Origin of the sequence: Halomonas ventosae (genome assembly GCF_004363555.1) — a bacterium.
In the GTDB taxonomy this organism is placed as follows: domain Bacteria; phylum Pseudomonadota; class Gammaproteobacteria; order Pseudomonadales; family Halomonadaceae; genus Halomonas; species Halomonas ventosae.
In genome coordinates, this window is record NZ_SNZJ01000025.1 from 1 (window position 1) to 14,133 (window position 14,133).

The 14,133-nt window shown below is 67.3% G+C and carries 14 protein-coding genes and 1 other RNA gene; 7 read left to right on the forward strand and 8 right to left on the reverse strand.

Annotated features, from left to right (window positions below; translation table 11 throughout):
- Positions 1–113, reverse strand: a 113-nt coding sequence (locus DFP85_RS19150) for a pyruvate kinase (RefSeq protein WP_243737337.1), incomplete at its 3' end; no start/stop codon positions are given.
- Positions 114–493: 380 nt separating this feature from the next.
- Here DFP85_RS19150 and gap point away from each other — a divergent pair.
- Positions 494–1,516 carry a type I glyceraldehyde-3-phosphate dehydrogenase gene (gene gap, locus DFP85_RS17070; RefSeq protein WP_133637632.1) on the forward strand — a complete coding sequence of 341 codons (1,023 nt, stop codon included), beginning with the start codon at positions 494–496 and terminating at the stop codon, positions 1,514–1,516.
- A gap of 113 nt (positions 1,517–1,629) precedes the next feature.
- Entirely contained in the window at positions 1,630–2,376 is a 747-nt protein-coding gene (locus DFP85_RS17075; protein ID WP_133637633.1) for a sulfite exporter TauE/SafE family protein, read from the forward strand.
- Between the two features lie 3 nt (positions 2,377–2,379).
- Here DFP85_RS17075 and DFP85_RS17080 read toward each other — a convergent pair whose 3' ends face one another.
- The 5 genes from DFP85_RS17080 to smpB all read right to left on the reverse strand — a co-directional run bounded on the left by DFP85_RS17080 (position 2,380) and on the right by smpB (position 7,487).
- Positions 2,380–3,675 (reverse strand): aspartate kinase, encoded by a 1,296-nt coding sequence (locus tag DFP85_RS17080; protein ID WP_166644655.1) that lies wholly within the window; start codon positions 3,673–3,675, stop codon positions 2,380–2,382.
- 220 nt (positions 3,676–3,895) lie between these two features.
- A complete protein-coding gene (gene nspC / locus DFP85_RS17085; protein ID WP_133637635.1) occupies positions 3,896–5,053 on the reverse strand; it encodes a carboxynorspermidine decarboxylase in 1,158 nt (385 codons plus the stop codon).
- A gap of 6 nt (positions 5,054–5,059) precedes the next feature.
- Positions 5,060–6,259 (reverse strand): saccharopine dehydrogenase family protein, encoded by a 1,200-nt coding sequence (locus DFP85_RS17090; protein ID WP_133637636.1) that lies wholly within the window; start codon positions 6,257–6,259, stop codon positions 5,060–5,062.
- A gap of 316 nt (positions 6,260–6,575) precedes the next feature.
- Positions 6,576–6,955, reverse strand: a transfer-messenger RNA (tmRNA) gene (ssrA, locus tag DFP85_RS17095).
- 40 nt (positions 6,956–6,995) lie between these two features.
- Complete coding sequence (gene smpB / locus DFP85_RS17100) at positions 6,996–7,487, reverse strand: SsrA-binding protein SmpB (RefSeq protein WP_133637637.1); 492 nt, start codon at positions 7,485–7,487, stop codon at positions 6,996–6,998.
- 128 nt (positions 7,488–7,615) lie between these two features.
- Between smpB and DFP85_RS17105 the strand changes: the two genes are divergently transcribed.
- Both DFP85_RS17105 and DFP85_RS17110 read left to right on the forward strand, forming a co-directional pair.
- A complete protein-coding gene (locus tag DFP85_RS17105) occupies positions 7,616–8,050 on the forward strand; it encodes a type II toxin-antitoxin system RatA family toxin (protein WP_106232298.1) in 435 nt (144 codons plus the stop codon).
- Positions 8,040–8,354: an RnfH family protein gene (locus DFP85_RS17110; RefSeq protein WP_166644656.1), complete on the forward strand. Its 315-nt coding sequence runs from the start codon at positions 8,040–8,042 to the stop codon at positions 8,352–8,354. Before DFP85_RS17105 ends, DFP85_RS17110 begins: the two co-directional genes overlap by 11 nt.
- A gap of 57 nt (positions 8,355–8,411) precedes the next feature.
- Here the strand turns inward: DFP85_RS17110 and DFP85_RS17115 are convergent, their stop codons facing one another.
- The gene (locus DFP85_RS17115) at positions 8,412–8,840 is read right to left on the reverse strand and encodes an outer membrane protein assembly factor BamE (protein WP_133637638.1); all 429 of its coding nucleotides are present in this window, start codon (positions 8,838–8,840) and stop codon (positions 8,412–8,414) included.
- 72 nt (positions 8,841–8,912) lie between these two features.
- Between DFP85_RS17115 and fur the strand changes: the two genes are divergently transcribed.
- A complete protein-coding gene (gene fur / locus DFP85_RS17120) occupies positions 8,913–9,359 on the forward strand; it encodes a ferric iron uptake transcriptional regulator (protein ID WP_106232295.1) in 447 nt (148 codons plus the stop codon).
- A 119-nt stretch (positions 9,360–9,478) separates the two neighbouring features.
- On the opposite strand, the gene recN is transcribed toward fur, so the two are convergent.
- Positions 9,479–11,152: a DNA repair protein RecN gene (recN, locus tag DFP85_RS17125; RefSeq protein ID WP_133637639.1), complete on the reverse strand. Its 1,674-nt coding sequence runs from the start codon at positions 11,150–11,152 to the stop codon at positions 9,479–9,481.
- A 236-nt stretch (positions 11,153–11,388) separates the two neighbouring features.
- On the opposite strand from recN, the gene grpE reads away from it, so the two are divergent.
- Positions 11,389–12,018 (forward strand): nucleotide exchange factor GrpE, encoded by a 630-nt coding sequence (gene grpE, locus DFP85_RS17130; RefSeq protein ID WP_133637640.1) that lies wholly within the window; start codon positions 11,389–11,391, stop codon positions 12,016–12,018.
- A 124-nt stretch (positions 12,019–12,142) separates the two neighbouring features.
- Positions 12,143–14,071, forward strand: a complete 1,929-nt coding sequence (dnaK, locus tag DFP85_RS17135; protein WP_133637641.1) for a molecular chaperone DnaK — start codon at positions 12,143–12,145, stop codon at positions 14,069–14,071.
- Positions 14,072–14,133 lie beyond the last annotated feature (62 nt).

Here is a 14,133-nt window from a genome sequence, read left to right on the forward strand (position 1 = left end):
TCGACGCCGGCCTCGAGCATCGCCTCGAGGACCCCCTCCCGGTCGCTGGCCGGGCCCAGGGTGGCGACGATCTTGGTGCGACGGATGGGGGTGTGCAGTGGGGTGGTCGACATGTCGTGCTCCTCCGGTGGACGCGAGTTGTTATCCGGTCACGATAACGCTTTCAAGGTAAGTTTACTACATTGTGGCCGATGCCGGCCTTCCCTTGTGGCTCGGCGAAAGCCTCTTTCTTATGGCGGAAGCTATCGGGTGTGTGGGTTTGCGGGCAGTGGCATCCGGTGTCAGGGTGAAGAGCGATATGTTGTAAAGTTACTAAAAAGTGCTTGAGCCTTGGACAGGACTGGTCCACATTATGGGGCAGATGACACGTGGCCACCGCGCAGGGATGAACGATCGCGCAGGCACGATTCGAGCCGGGCGCTCGCCAGGACCCGCTGGCCCATCGGCTCCGCCACGACCCATAGAACGCTACTGGACCGAGGAGAACAACGCCATGACGCTCAAGATCGCCATCAACGGTTTCGGCCGCATCGGCCGCAACGTGCTGCGTGCGCTTTTCGAGAACGGCTACCGCAATCGCGTGCAGGTGGTCGCCATCAACGATCTCGGCGACCCGGCGCTCAATGCGCACCTGCTGCGCCATGACACCGTGCACGGTCACTTCCCCTTCGCCGTCGAGCACGACGAGGAGAGCATGACCGTGGATGGCGAGCGCATCGCCATCCTCTCCGAGCGGGACCCCGCGGCACTGCCGTGGAAGGCCCTGGGCGTGGACCTGGTGATGGAGTGCACCGGCCTCTTCACCAAGCGCGAGGCCGCCGCCAAGCACCTCGCGGCCGGCGCCGAGCGGGTGCTGATCTCGGCGCCAAGCCCCGATGCCGACGCCACTGTGGTGTACGGCGTCAATGAGGACGTGCTCACGCCCGAACACAAGGTGGTCTCCAACGCCTCCTGCACCACCAATTGCCTGGCCCCGGTGGCCCAGGCGCTGCACCAGGCGGTGGGCATCGAGAACGGCCTGATGACCACGGTGCACGCCTACACCAACGACCAGAACCTCTCCGACGTCTACCACAAGGACCCCTATCGGGCACGCAGCGCCACGCACTCGATGATCCCCACCAAGACCGGCGCCGCCGCCGCGGTGGGCCTGGTGCTGCCGGAACTGTCGGGCAAGTTCGATGGCCTGGCCGTGCGCGTGCCGGTGATCAACGTCTCGCTGGTCGACCTGGTGTTCACCGCCGGTCGCGACACCACCAGGGAAGAGATCAACGAGATCGTGGCCAACGCCGCCGAGGCCTCCCCGGTGCTGGCGGTCAACGCCCAGCCGCTGGTCTCCATCGACTTCAACCACGATGCTCACTCCTCGACCTTCGATGCCAACCACACCCGGGTGAACGGCCGCCTGGTCAAGGTGATGGCCTGGTACGACAACGAGTGGGGATTCTCCAACCGCATGCTGGATACCGCCCTGGCCATGCACGCCGCCGCAGGGCACAAGCGCGACGCCGCCTGATGGCTGGCCGTCCCTGACGGTCACCCTTGCAGCGTGCGGTATGATGACGCCGGGCCACCACCGTGGCCCGGCGTCGTCTCGTGACGAGGATGGATGAAACCCAAGGAAGGCCCATGTCGCTCCCTGACTACTCCTGGCTGGCCTGGACCCTCATCGTGGTGTCCACATACCTCACCGGTGTCTCCAAGGGCGGGTTCGCCGGCGGCTTCGGCACCCTCTCGGTGCCGCTGATGGCGCTCGCCATCGGCCCCGTCGAGGCGGCCGGCCTGCTGCTGCCGCTGCTGCTGGTGATGGATGCCTTCACGGTGAAGGCCTGGTGGGGGTATCACGACCCTACCGAGGTGCGTCGTGTGCTTCCGGGGCTGGCCATCGGGGTGGTCATCGGCACCCTGCTGATCGGTCGCCTGGACGAGGATGGCGTGCGCCTGCTGCTGGGCGTGATCTCCCTGCTGTTCGCTGCCTACATGCTGCTCAAGCCGGGGGCGGGGCGTCCCCTCTCGACCCGCTGGGCACTGCCGGCCGGTGTTGGCTGCGGCTTCACCAGCTTCCTGGCCCATGCCGGGGCGCCGCCGCTCAACCTCTACCTGGTTCCCCGGCGGCTGAGCAAGCAGGCCTTCATCGCCACCAGCGCGATCCTCTTCGCCGCGGTCAACCTGATGAAGCTGCCGCCCTACCTGTGGCTCGGCGAGATCAACCTGACGAGTGCCGGGGCCTCGCTGCTGCTGGTACCGGTGGCCTGGGCCGGGGTGCGCAGCGGCCTGTGGCTGCAGCACCGGGTCAGCGAGCGGCTCTTCTACCGCCTGGTGATCCTGGCCATGGCCATCGTCGGTGTGCAGCTGCTGCTCCGGGCGCTGGGCTGAGCCTCAGGCCGGGATGTGCCAGGTCCCCCGGCACTGGCTGCCGGGGAAGACGCGCTGGGCGGTATCGGCGTTGCGCCGTTCGGCGAGGCTGTCGCGTCCGGCGCCCAGGGCTGCGAGCAGGGCGTCGTCGGCATGGCGCACAGTGAGCAGGGTCAGGTCGTCGCGACGCGCCACCGCGTAGTCGTCGCACAGCGACGCGACCAGCGGCTCCAGGCGCTCGGGGTGGCCGTCCAGGCACAAAGAGAGACGCATGGCGCCGCTGTCGATCAGGCCGGCATGCAGCCCGGCCGCCACCAGACGGCCGAGGATGTCGTGCTGGCGGGCCTCGTCCATGAAGGCGAAGTCCCGGGGGCGGATCTCCAGCAGCGTCTGCGCCTCGCGCAGGATAAGGGAGGGCGTCTGAGTGTCGAACCGGGTGTCGCGGCCGATGGTGCTTGGCGGCGCCTCCAGGTCCTCGAAGGAGCGCACCGTCAGCGGGATCGCCTTCTGCTGCAGCGGCCCCAGGGTCTTGGGGTGGATCACCTTGGCGCCGTGCCAGGCCAGCTCGATGGCCTCGCCGTAGGAGATCTGCTCGAGCTGTTCCGCATTGTCGAAGCGCCGCGGGTCGGCATTGAAGAGCCCGGGCACGTCCTTCCAGATGGTGACCTCCTCCGCGTCCAGGCAGTGGGCGAGGATCGCCGCGCTGAAGTCGGAGCCCTCGCGGCCCAGGGTGGTCGAGGCGCCCTCGGCGGTGCCGCCGATGAACCCTTGGGTGACGCGGATCCTGCCGTCGTCGCTATCCAGGCCGCGCACCCGCTCGGCGGTGGCCTGCCAGTCGACGTTGGCCGCCTGGTGGCAGTCGTCGGTGACCACCAGCTCCCGGGCATCGAGCCACTGGGTGGCCATGCCGGCTTCCTCGAGCCAGGCACTGACGATGGTGGTGGAGAGCAGCTCGCCGAAGCAGACGGTCTGGTCGTAGTGGAAGGGGCGCTCGCGGCCCGCATGGCGGCGATGGCGGCGGTCGAGCTCGGTGATCAGTGCCTCGACCCGCTCCGCCACGGGGCCGGTCCTGGTGCCGAACAGGCTCTCCACCGCGGCCAGGTGCTCCCGGCGCAGGGTCTCGAGGCGGTCGCGATAGTCGTCGTCCTCGCCCTCCCGTGCCGCTTCCAGCAGCGCCTCCAGGGCATTGGTGGTCTTGCCCATGGCCGAGACCACCACCACCAGGGGACGCGCCCGGAAGCGGGCCAGCAGCTCCCCCAGTCGGCGGATTGCCGCGGCGTCCTGGATCGAGGCACCGCCGAACTTGAAGACCTGGGTCATCCGAATCCTCCCGCCGTTCGCTGTGGTCACGGGTGCTACCTTGCGTGAAATCGCCGCTCGGGGAAAGGGCATGACGCCGCTGGCCAGGCGGTAGGTGGCTGTCGGCTGCCTCGTCGCCTCCAAGGCATGAACCCACGGCGGACCAGAAAGGCGACAGGCACCCTTGGGTGCCTGTCGCGTTCTGCCTGTCGTGGCATGCCTGCCGGGCCCTTCGCGGGCGTCAGCTCAGCCGCTGCCGGTAATCCTCGTAGCCGAAGTGCTTCACCGTGCGCACCTCGCGGCTGGCCTCGTCGATCCGGCAGATCGACGGCAGGCGCATGCCGTTGAAGGTGGTGGTCTTCACCATGGTGTAGTGGGCCATGTCGGTAAACACCAGCCGGTCGCCGATCGCAAGCGGAGCGTCGAAGCTGTATTCGCCCACCACGTCGCCGGCCAGGCAGGTCAGCCCGCCCAGCCGGTAGGTGTGGGCCTTCTCGCCGGGCTCGCCGGCGCCGATGATCTCGGGCCGGTAGGGCATCTCCAGCACGTCGGGCATGTGCGCCGTGGCGGAGGTGTCGAGGATGGCGATGGGGCCGTCGTTCTCGACGATGTCCAGCACGCTGCATACCAGGTAGCCGGTGTTGAGCGCGATCGCCTCGCCGGGCTCCAGGTAGATCTCGAGGTGCGGATGGCGCGCCTTGAAGTCGCGGATCACCCGCACCAGCCGCTCCACGTCATAGTCCTCGCGGGTGATGTGGTGGCCGCCGCCGAAGTTCACCCACCGGCGACCGGCGAGGTGGCGGCCGAAGCGCTCCTCGAAGGCGGCCAGGGTGTGCTCCAGGGCGTCGCTGTTCTGCTCGCACAGGGTGTGGAAATGCAGGCCCTCGAGCCCAGCGAGGTCCACGCCCTCCAGGTCCACGGCCCGGGTGCCGAGCCGTGAGCCCGGGGCGCAGGGGTCGTAGAGCGCCACCTTGCCCTCGGAGTACTCGGGGTTGACCCGCAGGCCGCAGGAGACCCGCCGCGGCGCCTGGGCCACCCGCTCGCGGAAGCGCTGCCACTGGGCCGGGGAGTTGAAGCTGAGGTGGTCCGCGTACTGCAGCACCACCGCCATCTCCGCCTCGCTGAAGGCCGGCGAGTAGCAGTGTACCTCGCCGCCGAAGGTCTCGGCCCCCAGCCGCGCCTCGTCCTGGCCGCTCGCCGTGGTGCCCACCAGGTACTGGCTGACCAGCGGAAAGGTGTCCCACATGGCGAAGCCCTTCAGCGCCAGCAGGATGCGCGCGCCGCTCTCTTCCTGGACTCGCTGCAGCAGCTCCAGGTTACGGCGCAGCAGGGCATCGTCCACCACGTAGGCGGGCGACGGGCAGGCCTCGATGTCGAAGGGGTAAGCCGTCTCGGACATCGTGGGTCAGGCCAGCGGGTCGGCATCGGGGTCGAGCTCGACCATCTGCCACGGCAGGCCCATGTCGCCGATGCGCTCCATGAAGGGGTCCGGGTCGAGCTGCTCGACGTTGAACACGCCGTCGCCCTTCCACAGGCCCTCGAGCATCAGCATGGCGCCGGTCACCGCCGGCACGCCGGTGGTGTAGGAGATCGCCTGGGACTGCACCTCGGCGTAGCACTGCTGGTGGTCGCAGATGTTGTAGATGTGCACCTTGCGACGCTTGCCGTCCTTGATGCCGTCGAGGATCACGCCGATGTTGGTCTTGCCCTTGGTGCGCGGGCCGAGCGAGGCGGGATCCGGCAGCACCGCCTTGAGGAACTGCAGCGGAGCGATCTCGCGGCCCTCGAACTCGATCGGCTCGATGCGGGTCATGCCGACGTTCTCGAGCACCTTGAGGTGGGTGATGTACTTCTCGGAGAAGGTCATCCAGAAGCGGATGCGCTTCAGCCCCTTGATGTTCTGGCTGAGGGACTCGAGCTCCTCGTGATAGAGCAGGTAGAGGTCCTTCTCGCCGATGCCGTCGAAGTCGAAGGTGCGCTTCTCGGCCAGCGGTGCGGTCTCCTTCCACTCGCCCTCTTCCCAGTAGCGGCCGTTGGCGGTGATCTCGCGGATGTTGATCTCGGGATTGAAGTTGGTGGCGAACGGGTAGCCGTGGTCGCCGCCGTTGGCATCCAGGATGTCGATGCGGTGGATCTCGTCGAACAGGTTCTTCTGGCCCCAGGCGCAGTAGATGTTGGTCATGCCCGGGTCGAAGCCGCAACCCAGGGTGGCCATGTTGCCGGCCTTGGCGTAGCGCTCCTGGAAGGCCCACTGCTCCTTGTACTCGAACTTGGCCTCGTCCGGGTGCTCGTAGTTGGCGGTATCCAGGTAGGGCACGCCGGTGCGCAGGCAGGCCTCCATGATGGTCAGGTCCTGATAGGGCAGGGCGACGTGGATCAGCACGTCGGGCTGGAAGGACTCGATCAGCGCGACCAGCGCCTCGACGTCATCGGCATCCACCTCGGCGGTCTGGATGGGGCGCTCCAGCTGGGCCGCGATGGCGCGGCACTTCGCCTGGTTGCGGCTGGCCAGGCAGATCTCGCTGAACACCTCGGGATGCTGGGCACACTTGTGGGTGACGACACCGCCGACGCCGCCGGCGCCGATAATCAGGACTTTGCTCATGGGGGTTCGAATCCAGATCGGGAAAATATCAACAATGGTAGGGTCTTATCGGTAATTGGAGCGCCTTGGCGCGTCCGGACCCGATGCCACCCCGGTCTCACTCTCGCCTGGCCGGTCGCATGGGCCGGCGAGTGGGCGCTGATAATGGCTCCCCCTGAGGCTGGTCGCAAGAGGTTTTCGCGTCAAGGCTAATACGAAAGTCGGGGGTGGGCTCAGCCGGTTTCTCGAGCCCTCTGCAGGTCGACGCGCGGGTGAGGCAGGTTCGGCAGGCCGGAAACGAAAAAAGCGCCCGTAGGCGCTTGATTCGTCGACTGTTTGGTGGAGGCGGCGGGAATTGAACCCGCGTCCGCCGGCACTCACCCATTGGCTCTACATGCTTAGTTTCGTCTTTTGATTTAACGCGACTGGCTCCGACGAGCAGGATCCAGCCACGCGATTCCTCTGAGTTTTAACGACCGGCGAGAGGACACCACCGATCGCGATCCCATCAGTCGTCGCTCGTATCCCCTCCGTGATGAATGGGCACATCACTTCGGGGCCGGGCTAGAAGCTAGCGGCGTTTAAGCTGCCAGCGCGCCCTGAGCGTAGTTGTCGTCGTTTGCGACTATTCAATCGTGATGTTGTATTTACGAGATACATCACGCTCTCGGCATGCACCTCAGGGATTGTCACCGGCGTCGAAACCGTGTCGCCCCCGTAATGCGCATCCTAACAGGATGTGCGGTTCTGTGACACCTCAGGCCTTGGTTTGTTCCCGCATGATGCGACCCTTCTGGCGCTGCCAGTCGCGGTCCTTCTCGGTGGCCCGCTTGTCGTGCAGCTTCTTGCCGGTCACCAGGGCCAGCTCGCACTTCACCCGGTTGTTCTTCCAGTAGAGCTTGATCGGCACGCAGGTGTGGCCCTTCTCCTGGCTGCGCGAGAAGATCTTGGCGATCTCCTTGCGATGCAGCAGCAGCTTGCGGGTGCGCGTCGGGTCCGCCACCTCGTGGGTGCTGGCGGTGTTGAGCGGCATGATATGGCTGCCCAGCAGCCAGGCCTCACCGTTCTTGACCAGGATGTAGGTGTCGGTGAGCTGCGCCTTGCCGGCCCGCAGGCTCTTCACTTCCCAGCCGGCCAGCACCAGGCCGGCCTCGAAGGTCTCGTCGATGTGGTACTCGAAGCGAGCCTTCTTGTTCTGGGCGATGACGTTGTTGCCGGGCCCCTTGCTCTTGCCTTTCTTGTTGGCCATGAAACCTCGTGTCCTGTATCTGCCGGTGGCGCTGCCCCTTCGATGTGGGGGGAAGCGTGGTACCATTCAAGGCCTGAAATAACCGCTCATGATACGCCCTGGGCACTGTGAAGTCAGCGGAGAGCTCAATGCCAACGGTCAATCGGTCCGCCATGGTGCGGCACACCCCCAAGGACATGTTCGACCTGGTCAACGACTTCGAGCGTTATCCGGAATTCCTGCCCGGCTGCCGGCGCGCGCGCCTGCTCGAGCGCGACGACTCGCACCTGATCGGCGAGATGACCCTGGGGCGGGCCGGGATCGAGCAGAGCTTCACCACCCGCAACGACCTGATCGAGCCCGAGCGCATCGAGATGTCGCTGGTCAGCGGCCCCTTCAAGCGCCTGCGGGGCCGCTGGCTGTTCCTGCCCATGGGCGAGCGGGCCTGCAAGGTGAGCCTCGAGCTGGAGTTCGAGTTCGCCAACCGCCTGCTGGGCATGGCCTTCGGCAAGCTCTTCCAGCAGGTGGCCGGCCAACTGGTGGACTCCTTCACCCGCCGGGCGGACAACCTCTATGGCCGCTAGCGAACCCGCCATGCTCGAGGTCGAGGTGGCCTTCGCGCTGCCCGAACGGCAGCGCATCATCCCGCTCGCGGTGCCCGAGGGCACCACGGCGCGCCAGGCGGTGGCAATGGCGGGGCTGGAAGAAGCGTTTCCGGAACTGCCCCCGGCCACCTTCCTCGAGGCCGACCTGGGGATCTTCGGCAAGCGGCTGCGCGACCCGGACGCGGTGCGGCTGCGCGCCGGGGACCGCGTCGAGGTCTATCGCCCGCTGCAGCTCGACCCCAAGGCGGCGCGCAGCGCGCGGGCCGCCCGCGAGAAACGCTGACGCCCCGCCCGGCGAGGGCCGGCACGGGGCGTCAGCAAGGGATACCGCTCGGCGCGATCAGGGGCGGTCCGGGGTGACGTTGTCGATGGGCTCCATCTGGGTGTCCGAGGCCCCCTCGACGCGGGGGCCGGTCCCCTGGTCCTCGGGCAGCTTGATGTCACCGGCGATATCGCCCTCGCTCTCGATGCCGGCCAGGCGCTCGCCCTGGAAGGTGAGGGTGACCCGGCGCTGCTCCACGCCGCCATAGGCCTCGTCGAGGCGATAGACATAGTCCCACTGGCTGGCATCGAAGGGCGCCTCGAGCAGCGGGCTGCCCATCAGGTCGACCACTTGCTGTCGGCTCATGCCCGGCCGCAGCTGCTCGACCATGGCCTCGGTCACCAGGTTGCCCTGGGGCAGGTCGCGCTTGTACACGCCGAAATAGCTGCAACCGCTGATCATCAGCAGGGCGAGGGAAAGGGTGACGATTCTGGTCAGCTTTTGCATTTGCGCCTGTTCTTCACTATCGTGGATTCGGTCGATCATAACCGACCCTACCCGATACTGCGAAGAGCGACCATGGCCGACCAGAACCATGAATTGCGCAAGGCCGGTCTCAAGGTGACCCTGCCGCGCGTCAAGATCCTGCAGATCCTCGAGAATGCCTCCGAGCAGCACCACCTGAGTGCCGAGGATGTCTACAAGACCCTGCTGGATGCGGGCGAGGACGTGGGCCTGGCCACCGTCTATCGCGTGCTGACCCAGTTCGAGTCCGCCGGCCTGGTGATCCGCCACAACTTCGATGGCGGGCATGCGGTCTTCGAGCTCTCCCAGGAGGAGCACCACGATCATATGGTGTGCCTGGAGAGCGGCGAGATCATCGAATTCTTCGACGAGACCATCGAGCGTCGCCAGCAGGAGATCGCCGAGGAACACGGCTTCGAGCTGGTGGACCACGCCCTGGTGCTCTACGTCAGGCCGCGTGGCTCACGGGCGACCCGCCAGGAAGGCATCCAGAAGAAGTGACCTCGCCTTGCTGAACCCGGCAGGCAGACGACTGCGGCCCCGATCTCCGGATCGGGGCCGCAGTGCGTTAGCGCTAGTGTAAAGGCTTGGCGTCACGGCCGGGCGAGCGGCACGGGGGCTCAGTGGTGGGCGCGCTGGCTGGCGTCGAGCATCTCCCGGGCATGGGCCAGGGTGCGGTCGGAGAGGTTCACCCCGCCCAGCATGCGGGCCAGCTCGCCGACCCGGCCGGCCTCGTCGAGCAGCGCCATGCGGGTCAGGGTGGAGGCCTCGTCGGCCTGCTTCTCGATATGCAGGTGATGGTGCGCCTGGGCGGCCACCTGGGGCAGGTGGGTCACGGTCATCACCTGGCCGTTCTTCCCCAGCCGGCGCAGCAGCTGGCCGACGATCTCGGCGGTGGCGCCGGAGACGCCCACGTCCACCTCGTCGAACACCAGGCTGGCGATGGTCGAGTGCTGGGCCGCCACCACCTGGATCGCCAGGCTGATGCGCGAGAGCTCGCCGCCGGAGGCGACCCTGGCCAGCGGCCGGGCCGGCTGGCCGGGGTTGGCGCTGATCAGCATGCGGGCGATTTCGAGCCCCTCGGCGGCCGGGGCCTCGCGGGGCTCCAGCTCGACCTCGAAGGTCGCCTTGTCCATGGCCAGGAAGGCCAGCTGCTCCTGCACGGCCTCGCCGAAGCGGCGGGCGGCCTGGCGGCGGGCCCGGGAGATCACGGTGGCCTGTTCCTGCCAGCACGTCTTCAGGGCCTCGGCCTCGGCGGCCAGCGCCTCCAGGTCGCCGTCGCCGCCCTCCAGGCCCTCGAGCTCCTCGGCCAGCCGCCGGTGCAGGGCGAGGAGCTCCTCGGGCAGCACATGGTGCTTGCGGGCGATGCGATGCACCTCGCCCAGGCGCGTCTCGACCCAGGCCAGCCGCTCCGGGTCCAGCTCGACGCTGCCGGCGAAGTGGCCCAGCTCGCGGCTGGCCTCCTCGACCTGGATGCGCGCATCGCCGAGCATGGAAAGGGTGTCGGCCAGGCTGCCGCGCTCGCTTCCCGGCAGCGCCGAGAGGTGCTGGATCGCCTGGTTGAGCAGCGACAGGGCGCCGCCCTCGTCACCATCGCAGCATTCGGCGGCGAACTGGGCTTCGCGCAGCCGCTCCTCGGCGTGGGCCAGCTCCTCCTGCTCCTCCTCGAGCCCCTTCAGCTCGTCCTCGGCCAGGGCCAGCTGGTCGAGCTCCTCGACCTGGTAGCGTAGCAGCTGGCGGCGGGCGCGGATCTCGTCGCCATCCTCGGCCAGGCGCTCCAGGCGGCGGCGGGTCGCCTGCCAGTCGCGGAAGGCCTGGCGCATCTCGGCCACCTGCTCGCGGTGGCCGGCGAAGTCGTCGAGCAGGCGCAGGTGGGTCTCCTCGTGGAGCAGCGCCTGGTGGGCGTGCTGGCCGTGGATCTCGATGAGGTGCTCGCCCAGGGCGCGCAGGTCGGCCACGGTGGCGGGCTGGCCATTGATCCAGGCCTTGGAACGCCCGGCCCGGGTGACCACCCGGCGCAGCAGGCAGTCGTCCGTGGGCAGCTCGCGAGCCTCGAGCCAGGCACGGGCGGCGGGCAGCGCCTGGAGGTCGAAGCGGGCGCTGAGGTCCGCCCGCTCGCGGCCATGGCGCACGCTGGCGCTGTCGGCGCGCTCGCCCAGGCAGAGCCCCAGGGCCCCCAGCAGGATGGACTTGCCGGCCCCGGTCTCGCCGGTGATGGCGGTCATGCCGCCGGAAAGCTCCAGCTCGAGGTGGTCGACGATGGCGAAGTCGCGAATGGCAAGCTCTGTCAGCATGGTGCCTCCCGGGGCCTGTCTGGGAATACTCGGTCTTTGGCTACTGGGTATCCATACACATATTGTGCGTTTATACAGTAGTCAAGGTTCTCCCACAATGCACGTCCGGCGTCGTCGCCCGATGACGCCTTGAGTTCGCCACGACCAGCCCCATATACCCCGCAGACACGCGCTCAAGCCATCATTCATGCCTTGCCAGCGGCCCCTGGCCGCTGATTGCCATTCAGGAGACCCACATGGCCAAAGACCCCCAGACCCCGCTGGACGACGAACTCGCTCGCGAGGAGCAGGAAGCCGAGCCGCAGGCCGAGCCCGAGACCGTGGAGGGTGAACTGGAGGACGCCATCGAGGGCGCCGAGCAGGCCGCCACCGAGGCCCAGGCCGCGGACAATCCCGAGGCCGAGGTGCTGGCCGCCCGGGTCGAGGAGCTCGAGCAGAGCGTCGCCGAGGCCAAGGACCAGGCCATGCGCGCCGCCGCCGAGGCGCAGAACGTGCGCCGCCGGGCGGAGCAGGAGGCCGAGAAGGCCCGCAAGTTCGCCCTGGAGAAGTTCGTCAAGGAGCTGCTGCCGGTGGTCGACAGCCTGGAGAAGGCGCTGGATGCCATGCAGGACGGCGCCAGCGAGGCGCACCGCGAGGGCGTCTCCATGACCCTCAAGATGCAGCAGGACGTGCTCGGGAAGTTCGGCGTCGAGGTGGTGGAGCCCCACGGCGAGCCCTTCGACCCGCAGTACCACGAGGCCATGGCCATGGTGCCCAACCCCGAGATGGAGCCCAACACCGTCATGGAAGTGATGCAGAAGGGCTACCTGCTCAACGGACGCCTGGTACGCCCGGCCATGGTGGTGGTCAGCCAGGCCGCCGGCTGAGGCCGGGCCACACAAAAGCGGCCCTCGGGTCTTGAAAAGGTTCCGAGGGCCCCCAGATAGACGGCAACCCCGCGGTGAAAGCCGCAGACGACGAATTCAACTGCACTAATTTCGAGGATTTCCTATGGGACGCATCATCGGTATTGACCTGGGGACCACCAACTCCTGTGTCGCCGTGCTCGACGGTGACAAGGCCAAGGTGATCGAGAACGCCGAAGGCGCGCGCACCACGCCCTCCATCATCGCCTACACCGAGGACGGCGAGATCCTGGTGGGCCAGGCGGCCAAGCGCCAGGCGGTGACCAACCCCGAGAACACCCTGTACGCCATCAAGCGCCTGATCGGCCGTCGCTTCAAGGACGACGTCGTCCAGAAGGACATCAAGATGGTGCCCTACACCATCTCCGAGGCCGACAACGGTGACGCCTGGGTGGAAGTGAAGGGCAAGAAGCTCGCCCCGCCGCAGGTCAGCGCCGAAGTGCTGAAGAAGATGAAGAAGACCGCGGAAGACTACCTGGGTGAGGAAGTCACCGAGGCGGTCATCACCGTGCCGGCCTACTTCAACGACAGCCAGCGTCAGGCCACCAAGGATGCCGGCCGCATCGCCGGCCTCGAGGTCAAGCGCATCATCAACGAGCCGACCGCAGCCGCCCTGGCCTATGGCATGGACAAGTCGCGCGGCGACAAGACCATCGCGGTCTACGACCTGGGCGGTGGTACCTTCGATATCTCCATCATCGAGGTGGCGGACGTCGACGGCGAGACCCAGTTCGAGGTGCTGGCCACCAATGGCGACACCTTCCTGGGCGGCGAGGACTTCGACCTCAAGCTGATCAACTATCTGGTCGACCAGTTCAAGGCCGACAGCGGCATCGACCTCTCCGGCGACAACCTGGCCATGCAGCGCCTCAAGGAAGCCGCCGAGAAGGCCAAGATCGAGCTCTCCAGTGCCCAGCAGACCGACGTCAACCTGCCGTACATCACGGCCGACAACACCGGCCCCAAGCACCTCAACGTCAAGGTGACCCGCGCCAAGCTCGAGTCGCTGGTCGAGGAGCTGGTCAAGCGCTCCATGGAGCCGTGCAAGACCGCGCTCAAGGATGCCGGCCTGTCCGCCTCCGAGATCGACGACGTCATCCTGGTCGGCGGCCAGACCCGCATGCCCATGGTGCAGAAGTCCGTGGCCGACTTCTTCGGCAAGGACGCCCGCAAGGACGTCAACCCGGACGAGGCCGTGGCCGTGGGTGCTGCCATTCAGGGCGGCGTGCTGGGCGGCGACGTCAAGGACGTGCTGCTGCTCGACGTCACCCCGCTGACCCTGGGTATCGAGACCCTGGGCGGCGTGATGACCCCGCTGATCGAGAAGAACACCACCATCCCGACCAAGAAGACCCAGACCTTCTCGACCGCGGATGACAACCAGACCGCCGTGACCATCCACGTGCTGCAGGGCGAGCGCAAGCAGGCGGGCGGCAACAAGTCGCTGGGCCGCTTCGACCTGGCCGACATCCCGCCGGCGCCGCGCGGCGTGCCGCAGATCGAGGTCGCCTTCGACTTGGACGCCAACGGCATCCTGCACGTGTCTGCCAAGGACAAGGCCACCGGCAAGGAGCAGTCGATCGTCATCAAGGCCTCCAGCGGCCTCTCCGAGGACGAGATCGAGCAGATGGTCCAGGACGCCGAGGCCCACGCCGACGAGGACAAGAAGTTCGAGGAGCTGGTCCAGCTGCGCAACCAGGCCGACGGCATGGTCCACGCCGCCCGCAAGACCCTCGAGGAGGCCGGCGACAAGGCCAGCGACGAGGAGAAGCAGGCCATCGAGAGCGCCGCGACCGAGCTCGAGGAGGCGATCAAGGGCGACGACAAGGACGACATCCAGGCCAAGCTGGACAAGCTGACCGAGGCCTCCGGCAACCTGGCGCAGAAGATGTACGCCGAGCAGGGCGAGGCTGCCCAGGGCGCCGAGGCCGGCAGCGAGGCTGGCGCCAAGCAGGAAGATGACGTGGTCGACGCCGAGTACGAAGAAGTCAACGACGACCAGAAAAAGCAGTAAACCACGACATCTGAACCACGGATGACGCCAGCGCGGGGGCCTGACTCCCGCGTTGGTGTTTC